The following is a 14,942-nucleotide window of genomic DNA, read 5'->3' as shown; positions in this document are numbered from 1 at the left end:
AAGGGAAAGAAAAATGTCACGTATTGGACGTCTCCCCATCTCTGTGCCTGCCGGCGTTGAGGTCAAGATTGATGGCAGCGTTGTCTCCGTCAAGGGCCCCAAGGGCGAGCTGGTGCACACTGTTGCCAGCCCGATCGCGGTTGCACTTGAAGACGGCATCATCAGCGTTACCCGCCCCAACGACGAGCGCGCTTCGCGTTCGCTCCACGGCCTCACCCGCACCCTGATCTCCAACCTCATCGTTGGCGTAACCGCAGGGTACGAGAAGAAGCTCGAAATCGTTGGTACCGGTTACCGCGTACAGGCCAAGGGCTCGGACCTCGAGTTCGCCCTGGGCTACAGCCACCCGGTTGCCGTTAAGGCTCCGGAAGGCATCATCCTGACGGTAGAGGGCCCCACTAAGCTCTCTGTTTCGGGTATCGACAAGCAGCAGGTGGGCGAAGTTGCTGCCAACATCCGCAAGCTGCGCAAGCCCGACCCGTACAAGGGTAAGGGCGTTCGCTACGCTGGCGAGATCATCCGCCGCAAGGTCGGAAAGGCTGGTAAGTAACCATGGCACTGTCCATTAAAGGCAAGTCCAAGCAGGCCGCACGCGGCCGTCGCCACCTGCGCGTCCGCAAGCGCATCACCGGTACCGCGGTTCGTCCGCGCCTGGTGGTCAACCGCTCCGCACGCCACATCTTCGTTCAGGTAGTTGACGACAGCCAGGGTGTAACCGTGGCTTCAGCCTCGACCCTCGAAGCCGACCTGCGCGCATTCGATGGTGACAAGACCGCCAAGGCCAAGCGCGTTGGCGAGCTCGTTGCCGAGCGCGCAAAGAAGGCCGGAATCGACGCCGTTGTCTTCGACCGCGGTGGCAACCGGTACCACGGCCGCATCGCAGCCGTCGCTGACGGCGCACGCGAAGGTGGTCTGGCACTGTGAGCGAAAACGTTAACAAGGAGAACACTGTGTCTGAAGCAACTGCAGCCGACACCGCCACCACCGAGACCGCAGCTGCTGCAACCGAGGACCGCCGCGGCGCCCGCGGCGAGCGTGGCGCCCGCGGCGGCCGTGATGGCGGCCGTGGCGGCCGTGATGGCGGCCGTGGCGGCCGTGACGGTGGCCGCGAGGCCGAGAAGAACCAGTTCGTTGAGCGCGTTGTAAACATCAACCGCGTCGCCAAGGTCGTCAAGGGTGGTCGTCGCTTCAGCTTCACCGCCCTCGTCGTCGTCGGCGATGGCAACGGCATGGTTGGCGTTGGCTACGGTAAGGCCAAGGAAGTTCCGGCAGCTATCGCCAAGGGCGTTGAAGAGGCCAAGAAGTCCTTCTTCAAGGTTCCCCTGGTGGGCACCACGGTTCCTCACCGCGTACAGGGCGAGGCCGCTGCAGGCGTTGTCATGCTGCGTCCGGCTTCCGCCGGTACCGGTGTTATCGCCGGTGGTCCGGTTCGCGCCGTACTGGAATGCGTTGGCGTGCACGACGTGCTCTCCAAGTCCCTCGGTTCCTCGAACGCCATCAACATTGTTCACGCAACCGTTGATGCTCTGAAGCGCCTGGAAGACCCCAACGCAGTGGCAGCCCGCCGTGGCCTGCCCCTGTCCGAGGTTGCCCCGGCTGTGCTGCTGCGCAACATGCAGAAGCAGAAGGCAGGTGCGTAATGGCTACACCTAAGAACATCAAGGCTTCCGACGCGAAGCTGGAAATTACTCAGATCAAGTCCACCATTGGTGGCAAGCAGAACCAGAAGGACACCCTTCGCTCATTGGGCCTCAAGCACATCGGACACACCGTTGTCCGTACGGCTGACGCAGTGACCGTTGGCATGATCAACACGGTTCCGCACCTTGTAAAGGTTGAGGAGGCGAAGTAATCATGGCCACTGAAAAGAACACTGAAGCAGCTGCTGAGAAGCAGGTCGCGCTCAAGGTCCACCACCTGCGTCCCGCTCCGGGTGCCAAGACGGCTAAGACCCGCGTTGGCCGCGGTGAGGGTTCCAAGGGTAAGACCGCAGGTCGCGGTACCAAGGGTACCAAGGCTCGCTACCAGATCAAGGCTGGCTTTGCCGGCGGCCAGCTGCCGCTGCACATGCGCCTGCCGAAGCTGCGCGGCTTCAAGAACCCGTTCCGCGTTGAGTTCCAGGTTGTGAACCTGGAGAAGCTCAACGAGCTGTTCCCCGAGGGTGGCGTTGTCACCGTGGAGAACCTGGTCGAGAAGGGTGCCGTTCGCAAGAACCAGCCCGTGAAGGTGCTCGGCACCGGCGACATCACCGTCAAGGTTGACGTCACGGTCCACGCTTTCTCCTCCAGCGCTGCTGAGAAGATCGCCGCTGCCGGCGGAAGCACCACGGAACTCTAAGTTCCCGCGTGGCTCCACCCAGCGATTAGACTCTTGGTGGACGGGATTTCCCGTCCACCAAGAGTCTTTTGCATTTTCTGGGTGCATTCTGATTGTTCCTGCGCACCGGTCACAGTTTCGATGCGAGGTGCGTCACCTACTAGACTCAATTCCTAGGCGTCAATTCCTGGCGCCTTCATGACTCACTACATTTCAGGAGGACGCTTGCTTACCGCATTTGGCCGCGCCTTTCGCACGCCTGATCTGCGACGCAAGTTGTTGTTCACGCTGGGAATCATCGCCATCTTCCGCCTGGGTGCATTCATTCCCTCGCCGGGTGTGAACTACCGCAACGTCCAGGCATGCGTGAACGCCGCTGACACCAACCAGGGCATCTACCAGCTGGTTAACCTCTTCAGCGGTGGCGCCTTGCTCCAGGTTTCCATCTTCGCGTTGGGCATCATGCCCTACATCACGGCGAGCATCATCATCCAGCTTCTGCGCGTGGTCATTCCCCGCTTCCAGGAGCTGCACCTCGAAGGTGCCCAGGGCCAGGGACAGCTGACGCAGTACACGCGCTACCTGACCATCGCCCTGGGCCTGCTCAACGCCACCACCTTGATCACGCTGGCCCGCTCCGGGCAGTTGCTGGGCAACTGTGGAGCCTCCGGCAGCGCCAACGCCATCATCCCCAACGACAGCCTGATCACCACGATCCTGCTGATCATCACCCTGACCGCCGGCACCGGCCTGATCATGTGGATGGGTGAGCTCGTCACCGAAAAGGGTGTCGGCAACGGCATGTCCCTGCTGATCTTCACCGCCATCGCCGCGCAGTTCCCCACCTCGCTGGGCGCCATCATCAAGACCAAGGGCTGGGGCGTGTTCGCCACTGTCCTGCTGATCGGTCTGGTGACGGTGGCCCTGGTGGTCTTCGTGGAGCAGTCCCAGCGCCGCATCCCGGTCCAGTACGCCAAACGCATGGTGGGCCGCCGGACGATGGGCGGCACCAGCACCTACATCCCCATCAAAGTCAACATGGCCGGCGTCATCCCTGTGATCTTCGCCTCATCCATGCTGTACCTCCCGGCGCTGTTGGCGCAGTTCGCAACACCCCACGACGGCAGTGAAATTCCCGGCTGGGTCCAGTGGATAACGGCGAATCTGACCAAGGGCGACCACCCGATCTACATGGTGATGTACTTCCTGTTGATCGTTTTCTTCACGTACTTCTATGTCGCAATCACTTTCAACCCCGAGGAAGTTTCTGACAACATGAAGAAGTACGGCGGGTTCATCCCGGGCATCCGTGCCGGTAGGCCCACTGCGGACTACCTCCAGTACGTAATTTCGCGCATCACTCTGCCGGGAGCCTTCTACCTTGGCTTTGTGGCTTTGATCCCGTTGATTGCCCTGGTGCTGATCCAGGCCAACCAGAACTTTCCGTTCGGCGGCACGTCGCTGCTGATTATTGTTGGCGTGGGGTTGGAGACGGTCAAGCAGATTGATGCGCAGCTTCAACAGCGCCACTACGAAGGGTTATTGCGATGACGAGAATGCTGATTATTGGCCCCCCCGGGTCGGGCAAGGGCACACAGGCCGAGCGGATTTCCGAGCGCCTGGGCGTTGTTGCCATCTCCACCGGGGACATCTTCCGCGCAAACGTCAAGGGCGAGACTCCGCTGGGCCTGGAAGCCAAGAAGTACATCGACAACGGTGACTTCGTGCCGGACTCCGTGACCAACAAGATGGTCCGCGACCGTCTGCGGGAAGCGGACGTTGAACACGGCTTCCTGCTCGACGGCTACCCGCGCACCACCGCGCAGGTTGACGAGCTCGATGACATCCTCGCCGAGGCCGACGCCAAGCTGGACGTTGTTGTCCAGCTGACCGCCGACGACGAGGAACTGGTTGCGCGCCTGCTGGGCCGTGCCCTGGAGACGGGCCGCAGCGATGACAATGAGGGCGTCATCCGCCACCGCCTGGATCTGTACCACGAGCAGACCGAGGCTGTTGTCGCCCGCTATGCGGAGCGCGGCATCTTGAGCCGGGTTGACGGCATCGGCGGCATCGACGAGGTCACCGAGCGCGTCATGGGCGCGATCAAGGAGGCCCAGGGCGCCTAGCCCTGGTCCACCGCATGTTTTTGCCAGGGCTCCTTCCCTCCGGGGGAGGGGCCCTGGCGTTTTCCAGCCGCATCCGCGGACCATCCGCAGGACACCGCACCGGGCGTGCACGGCATTGCAGCTCAACCACCGAAGGGACACCGCCATGGCATTTGGCCAGCCACGGATTGAATACAAGACCACCGCGCAGATGCGCACCATGCACCAGGCCGGGCTGATCCTCGACGACGCCCTGGGCCAGGTGCTGGCGGCCGCGTCCCCGGGCGTCACCACCGGTGAGCTGGATGCAGTCTTTGCCGCCGCGCTGGCGGCGGCCGGGGCGACGTCGAACTTCCTCGGCTACCACGGCTACCCGGGCACCATCTGCACCTCGGTGAACGAGGAAGTGGTGCACGGGATCCCCGGCGCCCGCGCCCTGGTGGCAGGAGATGTGCTCTCCGTCGACGGCGGCGCCGTGGTGGACGGATGGCACTCCGATTCCGCCAGGTCCGTGATCGTCGGCGGCCCCACCGATGCGGACCCGGCCGACCGCCGGCTCTCGGACATCACCGAGGAGTCCATGTGGCGGGGGATCGCGGCGATGGCCACCGGCAAGTTTGTCGGCGACATCGGCTGCGCCATCGACGACTACGTCAGCGCCCAGCCCGGCAAACGCCTGGGCATCCTGGAGGACTATGTGGGTCACGGCATCGGCACCGAGATGCACATGGCACCCGACGTGCTGAACTACCGTTCCAAGCACCGCGGGCCCAAACTGCGTCCGGGCCTGTGCCTGGCCATCGAGCCGATGCTGGTGCGCGGCGGCCTGGACACTGTCACGCTCTCCGATGACTGGACGGTGGTGACGGCCGACAAGGCCCGTGCGGCCCACTGGGAACACTCCGTGGCGATCCACGACGGCGGCATCTGGGTGCTGACGGCCGCCGACGGCGGTGCCGCGAAACTGGCCCCGCTCGGCGTCGTCCCCGTGCCCCTGGGCTGAGGCCTTCGCTGGGGCACCGCCCCGGCACCCGAAGAACAAACGCGCCCCACCCTGCCAAACGCGGAGTGGGGCGCGTTTTTGTCTCCACCCGCGGGCCCGGAATGCCCCCGGATGCGCCCTATCACGCCCGAAGCAACGTCTGCCCAAACACCGAACCGCTGCCCGGCGAACAGTCCCTGACATCTGTTCCGCCAGCCCCGATTTGGCCAAATACCCCGTGAATGCCGCCCTAGTAGATCGTCGTCTCTAATATTCGGGGTATAGGTGGCGGAGCTTGGTGCGGGCGTCGCTGGTGGTGAAGTGCCAGTTCACCTGCCGCTGGTCGGCGTTGGTGCTGGCTTGCCAGGCGGCCAGTTCGTGGTTAAGTACGTCGAGGTCGTCGATGCGCCTGTCCAGGCATTGGCGGGTGAGGGCGGAGAGTTCGATCTCGGCGATGTTCAGCCAGGACCCGTGCTTGGGGGTGTGGTGGATCTCGAGTCGCTGGGCCAGGGCGTGGGCCTTGGCCGGTGCGAACGTCTCGTAGAGCGAGCCGATCGTGTGGGTGTTGAGGTTGTCCATCACCAGCACGACCTTCCCGGCGTCGGGGTAGTCGACGGTGAGCAGGCGCTCGACCTGGTGGGCCCAGTCGAGCATGGTGCGGCGGGATTGGGCGTCCACGTGCCGCCAGCCGGCCAGGGGCTCGACCCACACGAAGATCGAACACGTCCCGCACCGGACGTACTCCGAGTCCTCCTTGCGGTCGCGCCCGGGCGCGGCCGGGATCGGGTCCCGGGCGTGGGCGAGGAGCTGGTAGGGCTTCTCGTCCATGCACACCACCGGCCGATCCGGGTCGAAGGGCGTGGCGTAGATGTCCAGGACGTCTTCCATCCGGGCGGCGAACTCCCCGTTGGCGTGCGGCGGGATGGTCCAGCACTGTTTCAGGTGGGGGCGAAGTTCCGTTTTTTTAAGACCCGCCCGATGGTGGAGTGGTCCAGGTCGGGGATGTCCTCGATGAGCGCGACGTGCTTCTCGAGCAGGCGCAGGCTCCACCGGTCCTTGCCCTCGGGAGGGGCGGAACAGGCCAGCGCGATCAGGCGGGCTTCGACCTCGCCGGTGACGGTCGGTTCCACCGGCGGCGTGGCCCGCTTCTTCCGGGTGATCGTGGCGACGACGTCGCCGCCCCGGTCGGCGTAGGCCTTGGAGACCTTAACGACCGTGTCAACGGCAACGCCGGCCCGCTCGGCCACCACCGTCTGGGCGGGAACCGGCCCCTGGCGGCCGGGGCTGTTCTCGTCCAGCTCGAGCAGGATCCTGGCCCGGCGAACCTGCTGGGCCGGATGCGAGCCCGTGCGGGTCAGAGCCGTCAGCAGCTGCCGCTCCGCCGGGCTGAGCGCCACCGGCCGCGACTTCGTCCTGGACATCGTGGTCTCGCTCCCGGCGGTCGGTCGGGGAAGAACCCGCCAGGAACATCATCCCTCCAACTGCGCACCTTAGCCACGACGATCTACTAGTCTTCTAAGCTTGGCATTTAACCCTTGTAGTGGGCCAATCCAACGGGCTGGATCACGGGTTTGTTCCGGTTGATGCGGCCTTTGGGGCGTCCCGGGCCGGCCGTGGAAGCTAACGGCGGGTTGGCCGGATGCGCCGTGTCCTGGCAGGCGCGGCGATAGGTCGCACGCACCCGTGCCGGGGTGAGCTTTGCCGGTGGCGTTGGCTGTTGCCACGGCAAGCGGCACTCAACGGCCATCGGCCGTACCAGGCGCAGCAGCGTGTGGGCGGCCAGCACGATCCAGGTCCAGCGATCGGCCGCGGCCGGTTCCCGCAGGTGGGGCCGGGTCCATCCCAGGTTCTGCTTCAGGAAGCGGAAGGTGTGTTCGATATCGAAGCGGCGAAGGTACATCGACCACCAGTGATCCATCTCCCGCCCGCCGTCGGGAGCCGGTTTCGACACCCACAGCCACAGGGGCTTGGGGTCGCGGTTTTCCGGCAGGTGCCCGGCGTTCAGCCCGACCACGGTGCCCTCGATCAGGGGCGGGGGTCCCTGGTGGTCCGTGAAGCCGCCGCGGGATTCCAGCTTGGGGTGCATGCGTTCGAACGCGACGGCTTGCACCGTGCCGTACCGGTCCAGTTCATGTTCCGTGGCGCACGCCGATGCCGGATGCGTGGCCGGGTCGCGCAGCACCAGCCTGTCCCCGTGGCGCGGTGGGCGGCCCATGGTCGGGCCGCGTCGTTCCCCGGCCGGGGCGTAGAACACCCGGTCCGAACGGATCCGGGCCACCAGGGTCACTGGAAGGTCCCGTAGCAGCCAGGCCAGCCGGGCCACGTCGTATCCGGCGTCCATGACCACCAGGATCTCGGGGTCCGAGGCCTGTTGCTGCCCGGTGGTGATGAGCCGGTCCGCCACCTCGCGCAGTTGGGTGGCCGTCACCGCGGTGGCGTCGTCCCCGGGACGCAGCCGCACCACGTCCAGCAATGCGGTCCAGGATGTGGCCCCCGGTTCCAGGGCGGCGACGAAGGAGTAGGGCCAGCCCGGGATCATTTGTGCCTGCCCGTTGCGGGCATAGGTGTGGCAGAAGGCTCGCTCGGGGCTGGTCGCGGCGTCAGGGCGCAGCCAGTTCGACACGTCGACCGCCAGCACGATACGGCCCCGTCCGTCGGGACCGGGCATTGTGGCCACGGGCACTGCCCCGAGGTGGGATTTGAGTGCGTCGAGGTCGATCCGGCCGTGGTTGATCGCGTCGTACAGGGCCCCGTACCCGCGGTGGTGCTCGGGCTCCAGGGACAGGTGGGCCAGGTCCGTGACTGGTTCACGGACCCCGACACCGGGCACATCGTGATGGTCACCGCCATCTTTACGCTGGCCACCGTGGGCGGCGGGATGCTGATCGGCCTGTACCTGGCCACCCTCCTGAACCGGCGGCTGCGCGGCCGCGGCGTGGGGCGGACCATCGTGGTGGCGCCGTTCGTCCTCTCCGGCGTCGCAGTTGGCCTGTTGTGGCTCTTTGTCTTCGACCCGAACTTCGGTGTCACCTCGGCGCTGCTGAAGGCCTTTGGCGCTGCCGCGCCCGACTGGTACAACGACCCGCAGTGGGCGCTGGCGATGATCATCATCGTCTACCTCTGGAAGAACGTCGGCTACGTGGCCCTGGTCTATTTGGCGGCCCTGCAGGCCGTTCCGAAGGACCTGCTGGAAGCGGCCACCCTGGATGGTGCCACACCGCCGCAGGCGTTCCGGAGGATCGTCCTGCCGCTGCTGGGACCCACCACCTTCTTCCTGGGCGTGACCACCCTGCTCAGCTCGCTGCAATCCTTCGACATCATCCAGGCCATGACCAAGGGTGGCCCGCTGGAAGGCACCACCACGATGATGTACCAGATCTACCAGGAGGGGTTCCAGACGGGGCGGGCGGGCTACTCTTCGGCCATCGCCACGGTGCTGCCACTGGTGTGGATGTTCCTGGCCAGCTTCAAGGACCGCGATGAGATCTACACGGTCCCGATCCAGTGGCTGCCGGCCAGCTTCGATCTGTCCAACTATTCCGCGGCCCTGGCCGCCGTGCCCTTTGGCCATTTCTTTGCCAACTCGGTCATCACCACTGTGGCGGGCGCCGGGCTGAAGATCATGCTGGGCCTGCCCACCGCCTACGCCGTTGTCTTTCTGGACTTCCCGTTCAAGAAGTTCATCTTTTCCCTAGTGGTCTTTGCCTTGCTGGTGCCGCAGCAGATTGTCGTCATTCCCAACTACACGCTCGTGTCCGAGCTGGGCTGGATCAACACCTACCAGGGCATGATCGTTCCCGGCCTGGCCAGCGCGTTTGGCACCTTCTTGTTCCGCCAGCACTTCCTGACACTGCCGGTGTCCATTCTGGAAGCCGCGGCGCTGGACGGCGCCAGCCACTGGACGCGGCTCTGGCGCTTCGTGGTGCCCATCTCCGGACCCACCATCTCCGCCGTCGCCCTGGTCTCCATCGTCTCCGAGTGGAACGAATACCTCTGGCCGCTGCTGGTCGTGGACCGGGCGGACATGATGACGCTGCCGGTGGGCCTGACCCTGCTGCAAAACAACGACGGCGTCACCAACTGGGGCGTCCTGATGGCAGGAACGGTGCTGGTGACGCTGCCTATGCTGGTGGCCTTCTTCATCCTCCAGCGCCGCATTGTCGACGGCCTGACCACCGGCGCAGTCACCGGCTGACCGCCGCCCCTTTCCTTCCACACCACCGATCCACCAACAGTGCGCCAGCCTTCTTCAGAGTGGCTGGCGGCAACCCCACCAAGGAGAAACGATGTACGCGAAGTCCCCAACCAGCATCAACCGCCGGCAGCTGCTCCAGTTGGCCGCCCTGATGGGTGGTGCGGGCGCCTGGCTGCCTGCGGCGGCCCGGCCGTCGGCGAAGCCGGCGGTGCCGTGGAAACCAAGGGCCAGGACTGGTCCGCCGTGGTGGCGGCGAAGGAGATCACCTGGTGGAGCAACCACCCCGGCACCTCCAAGGCCTTTGAGGAAGACATCATCAAGCGGTTCACGGCCGAGACCGGCATCACGGTGAACCTGGTGACGGCGGGTGCCAACTACGACGAGGTGGCCCAGAAGTTCCAGGCCGCGGCCGGTTCCAACAATCTGCCCGACCTCGTCATCGCCGGCGATGTCTGGTGGTTCCGCTACATGGTCAATGGCCAGATCATCCCGCTCGACGCGCTGGCCAAGCACCTCTCGTTCGACACGGCTGACTTCAACACCACGCTTTACGATGACTACAAGTTCACCGACTCCCACTGGGCCGTTCCCTATGCCCGCTCCACGCCGCTGTTCTACTACAACAAGGCGGTCTGGACCGCGGCCGGCCTGCCCGACCGCGCACCCAAGACCTGGGACGAGTTTGATGAGTGGGCGCCCAAGATAGCCGCAGCCGGCCCCGTCATGCCGCTGGGCCTGGGCAAGGGCTCCTCGTGGGCCGCCTGGTGGTTCTGCAACATGCTCTGGGGCCGTGGTGGCGCGTACTCCAAGGACTGGACGATGACCCTGGACACGCCAGAGGCATTGGCCGCGGCCGGCTACCTGCAGAAGCTGATCTACACGGACAAGACCGCAGCCGTTGCGGCGAGCGACCAGGTGGCCGACTTCGGCACCGGCCTCACCGGCAGCATCATCGGTTCAACCGGCAGCCTCTCCGGCCTCCTGAAGGCGGCAAAGTTTGAGGTCGGCACCGGGTTCCTCCCCGAGGGCCCCCACGGACCTGCCTGCCCCACCGGCGGCACCGGCCTGGCCATCCCCGCCAGCCGCACCCCGGAACAGCAACTGGCCGCGGCGATGTTGCTGAAGTTCCTCACCAGCACCGAGAACACTGCCTGCTTCTCCTCCAACACCGGCTACATGCCGGTGCGCACCTCGGCGGCCAACGGCGAGGCCATGGCGGCCGTGTACCAAAAGACGCCGCAGTTCCGCACGGCCGTGGACCAGTTGGCCACCACCCGGGTCCAGGACTGGGGCCGCGTCTTCGTCCCGAACGGCGACAAGGACCTGACCACGGCACTGGAGAAGATCATGCTCAAGCAGGCGGACCCGGCCGAGTCGTTCGCGACCGCCTCGGCATCAATCGCCAAGTCCTATGCGGACAACGTGAAGCCGTACCTGAAGTAGAAGTGTTCCGCAGCCGGCACGGGGCCGATAGGTTGGACGGATGACGATCCCTGCAGGTTCCATCACCGACGTCCCCGGCATCAAGGTTGGCCAGGTGAACCGGTTGGGGGGCGGCTGGCTCAGCGGTGTCACAGTGGTATTGCCGCCGCCGGGGACCATCGGCGGTGTGGATGTGCGCGGTGGCGGCCCGGGCACCCATGAGACCGATGCCCTCTCGCCCACCACCTTGGTGTCCACCGTGGACGCCGTCGTCCTTACCGGCGGCAGTGCCTTTGGGCTGGCGGCGGCCGGCGGGGTCCAGCGCTGGTGCGAGGAACAGGGGAGGGGCTTTCTCGTCCCGGGCGGCGTGGTGCCGATTGTGCCGGCAGCGGCGATCTTTGACCTCGGGAGGGGCGGCGATTTTGCCGCCCGCCCGGGCGAGTCCATGGGCTATGCGGCGGCCGCGGCGGCCGGGGCGAGCGCCGAGGGGGCCGGCGTGGACCGCGGCAATGCCGGGGCGGGCACCGGTGCAGCCATCGGCGCTGGTCGGTTCAAGGGCGGCGTGGGCACGGCGTCCGTCCGGCTCACCGGCGCCAACGCCGGCGTCGTCGTCGGGGCCCTGGCCGTGGTCAACGCCGCGGGGCTGCCCTGGGCCGGACCAAACGGTGCCGGCGGCCGGGCCGGCCGGATCGGCGAAATCTTTGGCGGTGCAGGGGAGGTGCTGAACACCACGCTGGCGGTGGTGGCCACCAATGCGGCCCTGACGCCGGCCGAGGCCACCCGGACCGCCACGGCGGCGCACGCCGGCATGGCCCGTGCACTTGAGCCGGTCCACACGCTCGCCGACGGTGACACCGTCTTCACGCTGGCCACGGGGTCGGCCGTGCTGGATGCCTCGGCCTTCGGGCCTGTGGCGGCCATGATCGAGCTGCAGAGCGCGGCGGCGGAGGCGCTTCGGCTGGCCATCGCCGACGGCGTGGCCAGTGCCGCCGCCGTCGAAACCCCCGCCGGAACACTTGCCCCTTTTGGCGCAGGCGAACCCTAGAGGATACAGCACTTGGGTGCTGGCCGGGGCCGGCGATTTAACTTAATCCGCGCTGTAGCGTAGAGTTGGTTGTTGGTTGTCTGCGCCCAGGTGCATCCACCCGCCCTCTGCTGCCGATCTGCTTGCGGATCGGCCACGGATTGCGTGGTGAATGCTTTTATTGTGTACACCGGACCACCAACAAATCAGTACCAAATCGTAGCTGTCAGCATGCGTTTCCGACATGGATGCGCACCGGTGGCGGCCGAACAAAGTTAGCGGAGGATATGGCCAAGAAAGACGGGGTCATTGAGATCGAGGGCGTTGTGACCGAGGCTCTGCCAAACGCGATGTTTCGCGTTGAGTTGACCAACAAGCACATCGTTCTTGCCCATATCTCAGGAAAAATGCGCCAGCACTACATTCGTATCCTTCCTGAGGACCGAGTAGTGGTGGAGCTAAGCCCTTACGACCTCACCCGTGGTCGTATTGTCTACCGCTACAAATAACCCACCTGCAAAACACGCAAAGGAACGCCATGAAGGTCAAGCCGAGCGTCAAGCAGATCTGCGATAAGTGCAAGGTGATTCGCCGCAACGGTCGAGTCATGGTGATCTGCGAGAACCCGCGCCACAAGCAGCGCCAGGGCTAATTTCCTCTCCTGAGGAAACCCCGGGCAACTGCTCACGTCAGTAATTAAAGGCAGCACAAGCTGGGAGACGGCGGAAGAAATTCCGCAACGGGCCCAGTGGACCCCTGGTCGGAGGCCGGGGCCACACGGATTGTGTGGGTGTACTGCCTACGACCTCCGGTTTACACAAGGAGCACAGCCAATATGGCACGTCTCGCTGGCGTAGACCTTCCCCGCGAAAAGCGGTTGGAAGTAGCGCTTACATACATCTACGGCGTGGGCAAGACCCGTGCACACGAAGTCCTGGCCGACACGGGGATCTCCCCGGACGTCCGCGTCAAGGACCTCACCGACGCTGAACTGGTTCAGCTGCGTGACTACATCGAGGGTAACTACAAGGTTGAGGGTGACCTTCGCCGCGAGGTTGCAGCCGACATCCGCCGCAAGGTCGAGATCGGCAGCTACCAGGGTATTCGCCACCGTCGTGGCATGCCCGTACACGGCCAGCGCACCAAGACCAACGCTCGCACCCGCAAGGGCCCGAAGCGCACGGTTGCTGGCAAGAAGAAGGCCGGCCGTTAATAACGGTCGCTTCACCCAATAACTTTCTGTAGGAGAAATAATGCCCCCGAAGACTCGTGGAGCGGTTCGTAAGCCGCGTCGCAAGGATAAGAAGAATATCGCGCTTGGCCAGGCGCACATCAAGAGCACCTTTAACAACACCATCGTGTCCATCACGGACCCCAATGGTGCAGTCATCTCCTGGGCATCCGCCGGTGAGGTTGGCTTCAAGGGCTCACGCAAGTCCACTCCCTTCGCTGCCCAGATGGCTGCCGAGGCCGCTGCAAAGCGCGCCCAGGAGCACGGCCTGCGCAAGGTTGACGTGTTTGTAAAGGGACCGGGTTCCGGTCGCGAGACGGCGATCCGTTCGCTGCAGGCTGCTGGTCTTGAGGTTGGCTCCATTCAGGACGTCACCCCCAGCGCCCACAACGGCTGCCGTCCCCCGAAGCGCCGCCGCGTCTAACGCCTAACGCTGCGCGAGTTGGCCCTCCCGAGTGCGGGTCCGGAGTGATCCGGGCCCCGCGGGAGGGCCAACTCAAGCCGCGTTAAGTTCTAGACCGCCATTTCCACTACCTGTGTTGCGTCATATAGCGGATGCTCGCTGAAAGGAAAACCAAGTGCTCATTGCACAGCGCCCCACCCTGTCTGAAGAAGTAGTATCCGAAAACCGCTCCCGGTTCGTCATTGAGCCGCTGGAGCCCGGTTTTGGTTACACCCTGGGTAACTCCCTCCGTCGGACCCTGTTGTCCTCCATCCCCGGCGCCGCTGTCACCAGCATCCGGATCGATGGCGTGCTGCACGAGTTCACCACGGTTCCCGGTATCAAGGAAGATGTCACTGAGATCATCCTGAACATCAAGAACCTCTCGGTGTCCTCCGAGCACGACGAGCCCGTCGTGGCCTACCTGCGCAAGCAGGGCCCCGGCGTCGTCACCGCTGCGGACATTGCTCCGCCGGCCGGTGTGGAGTTCCACAACCCGGATCTGCACATTGCCACGCTGAACTCGAAGGGCAAGTTCGAGCTCGAACTGACCATCGAGCGCGGCCGCGGCTACGTTTCCGCTGCCCAGAACAAGTCCGGTGACCAGGAGATTGGCCGCATTCCGGTTGACTCCATCTACTCGCCAGTCCTGAAGGTGACTTTCCGTGTGGAAGCCACCCGTGTTGAGCAGCGCACCGACTTCGACCGCCTGGTGGTTGACGTGGAGACCAAGCAGGCCATCGCCCCGCGCGATGCCATTGCCTCCGCCGGTACCACCTTGGTTGAACTGTTCGGTCTGGCCCGCGAGCTGAACACCGCTGCCGAAGGCATCGAGATTGGCCCGTCCCCGACGGACGCCGCTCTGGCTGCCGACATGGCCCTGCCGATCGAGGATCTGGACCTCACCGTCCGTTCCTACAACTGCCTCAAGCGTGAGGGCATCCACTCCGTGGGTGAACTCGTTGCTCGCTCCGAGGCTGACCTGATGGACATCCGCAACTTCGGTGCCAAGTCCATCGACGAGGTCAAGGCGAAGCTCGTCGAGCTCGGTCTTTCCCTGAAGGATTCCCCTCCAGGATTCGATCTCGCAGCACGCGCCGCAGCCATTGATGAGAACGACGACGCCTTCGGCGACGACGAGCTCTAAAGACGAACAACTTACTTCGGCTGCGCGGCCGGACCGGGACACCGGATTCCAGCCGCTAGGCCAACACTTGAGGAGAAA

At 64.9% G+C, this 14,942-nt stretch carries 19 protein-coding genes; 16 read left to right on the top strand and 3 right to left on the bottom strand.

What is annotated here, in order from left to right; genetic code table 11:
• Nucleotides 1–13: 13 nt before the first annotated feature.
• From rplF to map, 8 genes are all read left to right on the top strand, one after another.
• Complete coding sequence (rplF, locus tag ACQCSX_RS10595) at nucleotides 14–550, top strand: 50S ribosomal protein L6 (RefSeq protein ID WP_427015296.1); 537 nt, start codon at nucleotides 14–16, stop codon at nucleotides 548–550.
• 2 nt (nucleotides 551–552) lie between these two features.
• Nucleotides 553–924 (top strand): 50S ribosomal protein L18, encoded by a 372-nt coding sequence (gene rplR, locus ACQCSX_RS10590; RefSeq protein ID WP_427015295.1) that lies wholly within the window; start codon nucleotides 553–555, stop codon nucleotides 922–924.
• Between the two features lie 26 nt (nucleotides 925–950).
• Nucleotides 951–1,640 carry a 30S ribosomal protein S5 gene (gene rpsE / locus ACQCSX_RS10585; protein ID WP_427015294.1) on the top strand — a complete coding sequence of 230 codons (690 nt, stop codon included), beginning with the start codon at nucleotides 951–953 and terminating at the stop codon, nucleotides 1,638–1,640.
• Nucleotides 1,640–1,852, top strand: coding sequence for a 50S ribosomal protein L30 (rpmD, locus tag ACQCSX_RS10580; protein WP_427015293.1), 213 nt, complete (start codon nucleotides 1,640–1,642; stop codon nucleotides 1,850–1,852). The genes rpsE and rpmD overlap by 1 nt, the downstream gene beginning before the upstream one ends.
• A 2-nt stretch (nucleotides 1,853–1,854) precedes the next feature.
• Entirely contained in the window at nucleotides 1,855–2,337 is a 483-nt protein-coding gene (rplO, locus tag ACQCSX_RS10575) for a 50S ribosomal protein L15 (RefSeq protein WP_427015292.1), read from the top strand.
• Nucleotides 2,338–2,541: 204 nt separating this feature from the next.
• Nucleotides 2,542–3,867: a preprotein translocase subunit SecY gene (gene secY, locus ACQCSX_RS10570; RefSeq protein WP_427015291.1), complete on the top strand. Its 1,326-nt coding sequence runs from the start codon at nucleotides 2,542–2,544 to the stop codon at nucleotides 3,865–3,867.
• A 5-nt stretch (nucleotides 3,868–3,872) separates the two neighbouring features.
• Nucleotides 3,873–4,442, top strand: coding sequence for an adenylate kinase (locus ACQCSX_RS10565; protein WP_427019026.1), 570 nt, complete (start codon nucleotides 3,873–3,875; stop codon nucleotides 4,440–4,442).
• Between the two features lie 145 nt (nucleotides 4,443–4,587).
• A complete protein-coding gene (map, locus tag ACQCSX_RS10560) occupies nucleotides 4,588–5,424 on the top strand; it encodes a type I methionyl aminopeptidase (protein WP_427015290.1) in 837 nt (278 codons plus the stop codon).
• A 246-nt stretch (nucleotides 5,425–5,670) separates the two neighbouring features.
• On the opposite strand, the gene ACQCSX_RS10555 is transcribed toward map, so the two are convergent.
• The 3 genes from ACQCSX_RS10555 to ACQCSX_RS10545 all read right to left on the bottom strand — a co-directional run bounded on the left by ACQCSX_RS10555 (nucleotide 5,671) and on the right by ACQCSX_RS10545 (nucleotide 8,233).
• A complete protein-coding gene (locus ACQCSX_RS10555; RefSeq protein WP_427015289.1) occupies nucleotides 5,671–6,453 on the bottom strand; it encodes an IS630 family transposase in 783 nt (260 codons plus the stop codon).
• On the bottom strand, nucleotides 6,342–6,824 hold the full coding sequence (locus tag ACQCSX_RS10550) for a helix-turn-helix domain-containing protein (protein WP_427015288.1): 483 nt from the start codon (nucleotides 6,822–6,824) through the stop codon (nucleotides 6,342–6,344). The genes ACQCSX_RS10555 and ACQCSX_RS10550 overlap by 112 nt, the downstream gene beginning before the upstream one ends.
• Before the next feature lie 107 nt (nucleotides 6,825–6,931).
• Nucleotides 6,932–8,233, bottom strand: a complete 1,302-nt coding sequence (locus ACQCSX_RS10545; protein ID WP_427015287.1) for a transposase — start codon at nucleotides 8,231–8,233, stop codon at nucleotides 6,932–6,934.
• Between ACQCSX_RS10545 and ACQCSX_RS10540 the strand changes: the two genes are divergently transcribed.
• The 8 genes from ACQCSX_RS10540 (at nucleotide 8,189) to ACQCSX_RS10505 (ending at nucleotide 14,864) form a co-directional block, all read left to right on the top strand.
• Nucleotides 8,189–9,598 (top strand): ABC transporter permease subunit, encoded by a 1,410-nt coding sequence (locus ACQCSX_RS10540; RefSeq protein ID WP_427015286.1) that lies wholly within the window; start codon nucleotides 8,189–8,191, stop codon nucleotides 9,596–9,598. The two genes, ACQCSX_RS10545 and ACQCSX_RS10540, sit on opposite strands and share 45 nt — an antisense overlap.
• Before the next feature lie 213 nt (nucleotides 9,599–9,811).
• The gene (locus ACQCSX_RS10535) at nucleotides 9,812–11,041 is read left to right on the top strand and encodes an ABC transporter substrate-binding protein (RefSeq protein WP_427015285.1); all 1,230 of its coding nucleotides are present in this window, start codon (nucleotides 9,812–9,814) and stop codon (nucleotides 11,039–11,041) included.
• A gap of 40 nt (nucleotides 11,042–11,081) precedes the next feature.
• Nucleotides 11,082–12,065: a P1 family peptidase gene (locus tag ACQCSX_RS10530; protein WP_427018923.1), complete on the top strand. Its 984-nt coding sequence runs from the start codon at nucleotides 11,082–11,084 to the stop codon at nucleotides 12,063–12,065.
• A 266-nt stretch (nucleotides 12,066–12,331) separates the two neighbouring features.
• Nucleotides 12,332–12,553, top strand: a complete 222-nt coding sequence (gene infA / locus ACQCSX_RS10525) for a translation initiation factor IF-1 (RefSeq protein ID WP_009358723.1) — start codon at nucleotides 12,332–12,334, stop codon at nucleotides 12,551–12,553.
• Nucleotides 12,554–12,582: 29 nt separating this feature from the next.
• Complete coding sequence (rpmJ, locus tag ACQCSX_RS10520) at nucleotides 12,583–12,696, top strand: 50S ribosomal protein L36 (protein WP_011775570.1); 114 nt, start codon at nucleotides 12,583–12,585, stop codon at nucleotides 12,694–12,696.
• Between the two features lie 183 nt (nucleotides 12,697–12,879).
• Nucleotides 12,880–13,257 carry a 30S ribosomal protein S13 gene (gene rpsM, locus ACQCSX_RS10515; RefSeq protein ID WP_026555756.1) on the top strand — a complete coding sequence of 126 codons (378 nt, stop codon included), beginning with the start codon at nucleotides 12,880–12,882 and terminating at the stop codon, nucleotides 13,255–13,257.
• Nucleotides 13,258–13,297: 40 nt separating this feature from the next.
• The gene (rpsK, locus tag ACQCSX_RS10510) at nucleotides 13,298–13,699 is read left to right on the top strand and encodes a 30S ribosomal protein S11 (protein ID WP_014922380.1); all 402 of its coding nucleotides are present in this window, start codon (nucleotides 13,298–13,300) and stop codon (nucleotides 13,697–13,699) included.
• A gap of 154 nt (nucleotides 13,700–13,853) precedes the next feature.
• Entirely contained in the window at nucleotides 13,854–14,864 is a 1,011-nt protein-coding gene (locus ACQCSX_RS10505) for a DNA-directed RNA polymerase subunit alpha (protein WP_026555754.1), read from the top strand.
• The last annotated feature ends 78 nt before the right edge of the window (nucleotides 14,865–14,942 follow it).

Source organism: Pseudarthrobacter sp. P1, assembly GCF_050156935.1.
Classification (GTDB): domain Bacteria; phylum Actinomycetota; class Actinomycetes; order Actinomycetales; family Micrococcaceae; genus Specibacter.
This window is presented reverse-complemented; position numbering and strand designations above follow the sequence as displayed.

Coding starts and splice junctions, on each gene's coding strand:
- rpsK (WP_014922380.1), top strand. CDS start 13,298: ATGCCCCCGAAGACTCGTGGAGCGGTTCGTAAGCCGCGTCGCAAGGAT.
- map (WP_427015290.1), top strand. CDS start 4,588: ATGGCATTTGGCCAGCCACGGATTGAATACAAGACCACCGCGCAGATG.
- ACQCSX_RS10530 (WP_427018923.1), top strand. CDS start 11,082: ATGACGATCCCTGCAGGTTCCATCACCGACGTCCCCGGCATCAAGGTT.
- ACQCSX_RS10565 (WP_427019026.1), top strand. CDS start 3,873: ATGCTGATTATTGGCCCCCCCGGGTCGGGCAAGGGCACACAGGCCGAG.
- rpsM (WP_026555756.1), top strand. CDS start 12,880: ATGGCACGTCTCGCTGGCGTAGACCTTCCCCGCGAAAAGCGGTTGGAA.
- rpmD (WP_427015293.1), top strand. CDS start 1,640: ATGGCTACACCTAAGAACATCAAGGCTTCCGACGCGAAGCTGGAAATT.
- rplR (WP_427015295.1), top strand. CDS start 553: ATGGCACTGTCCATTAAAGGCAAGTCCAAGCAGGCCGCACGCGGCCGT.
- rplF (WP_427015296.1), top strand. CDS start 14: ATGTCACGTATTGGACGTCTCCCCATCTCTGTGCCTGCCGGCGTTGAG.
- rpmJ (WP_011775570.1), top strand. CDS start 12,583: ATGAAGGTCAAGCCGAGCGTCAAGCAGATCTGCGATAAGTGCAAGGTG.
- ACQCSX_RS10550 (WP_427015288.1), bottom strand. CDS start 6,824: ATGTCCAGGACGAAGTCGCGGCCGGTGGCGCTCAGCCCGGCGGAGCGG.
- rplO (WP_427015292.1), top strand. CDS start 1,855: ATGGCCACTGAAAAGAACACTGAAGCAGCTGCTGAGAAGCAGGTCGCG.
- infA (WP_009358723.1), top strand. CDS start 12,332: ATGGCCAAGAAAGACGGGGTCATTGAGATCGAGGGCGTTGTGACCGAG.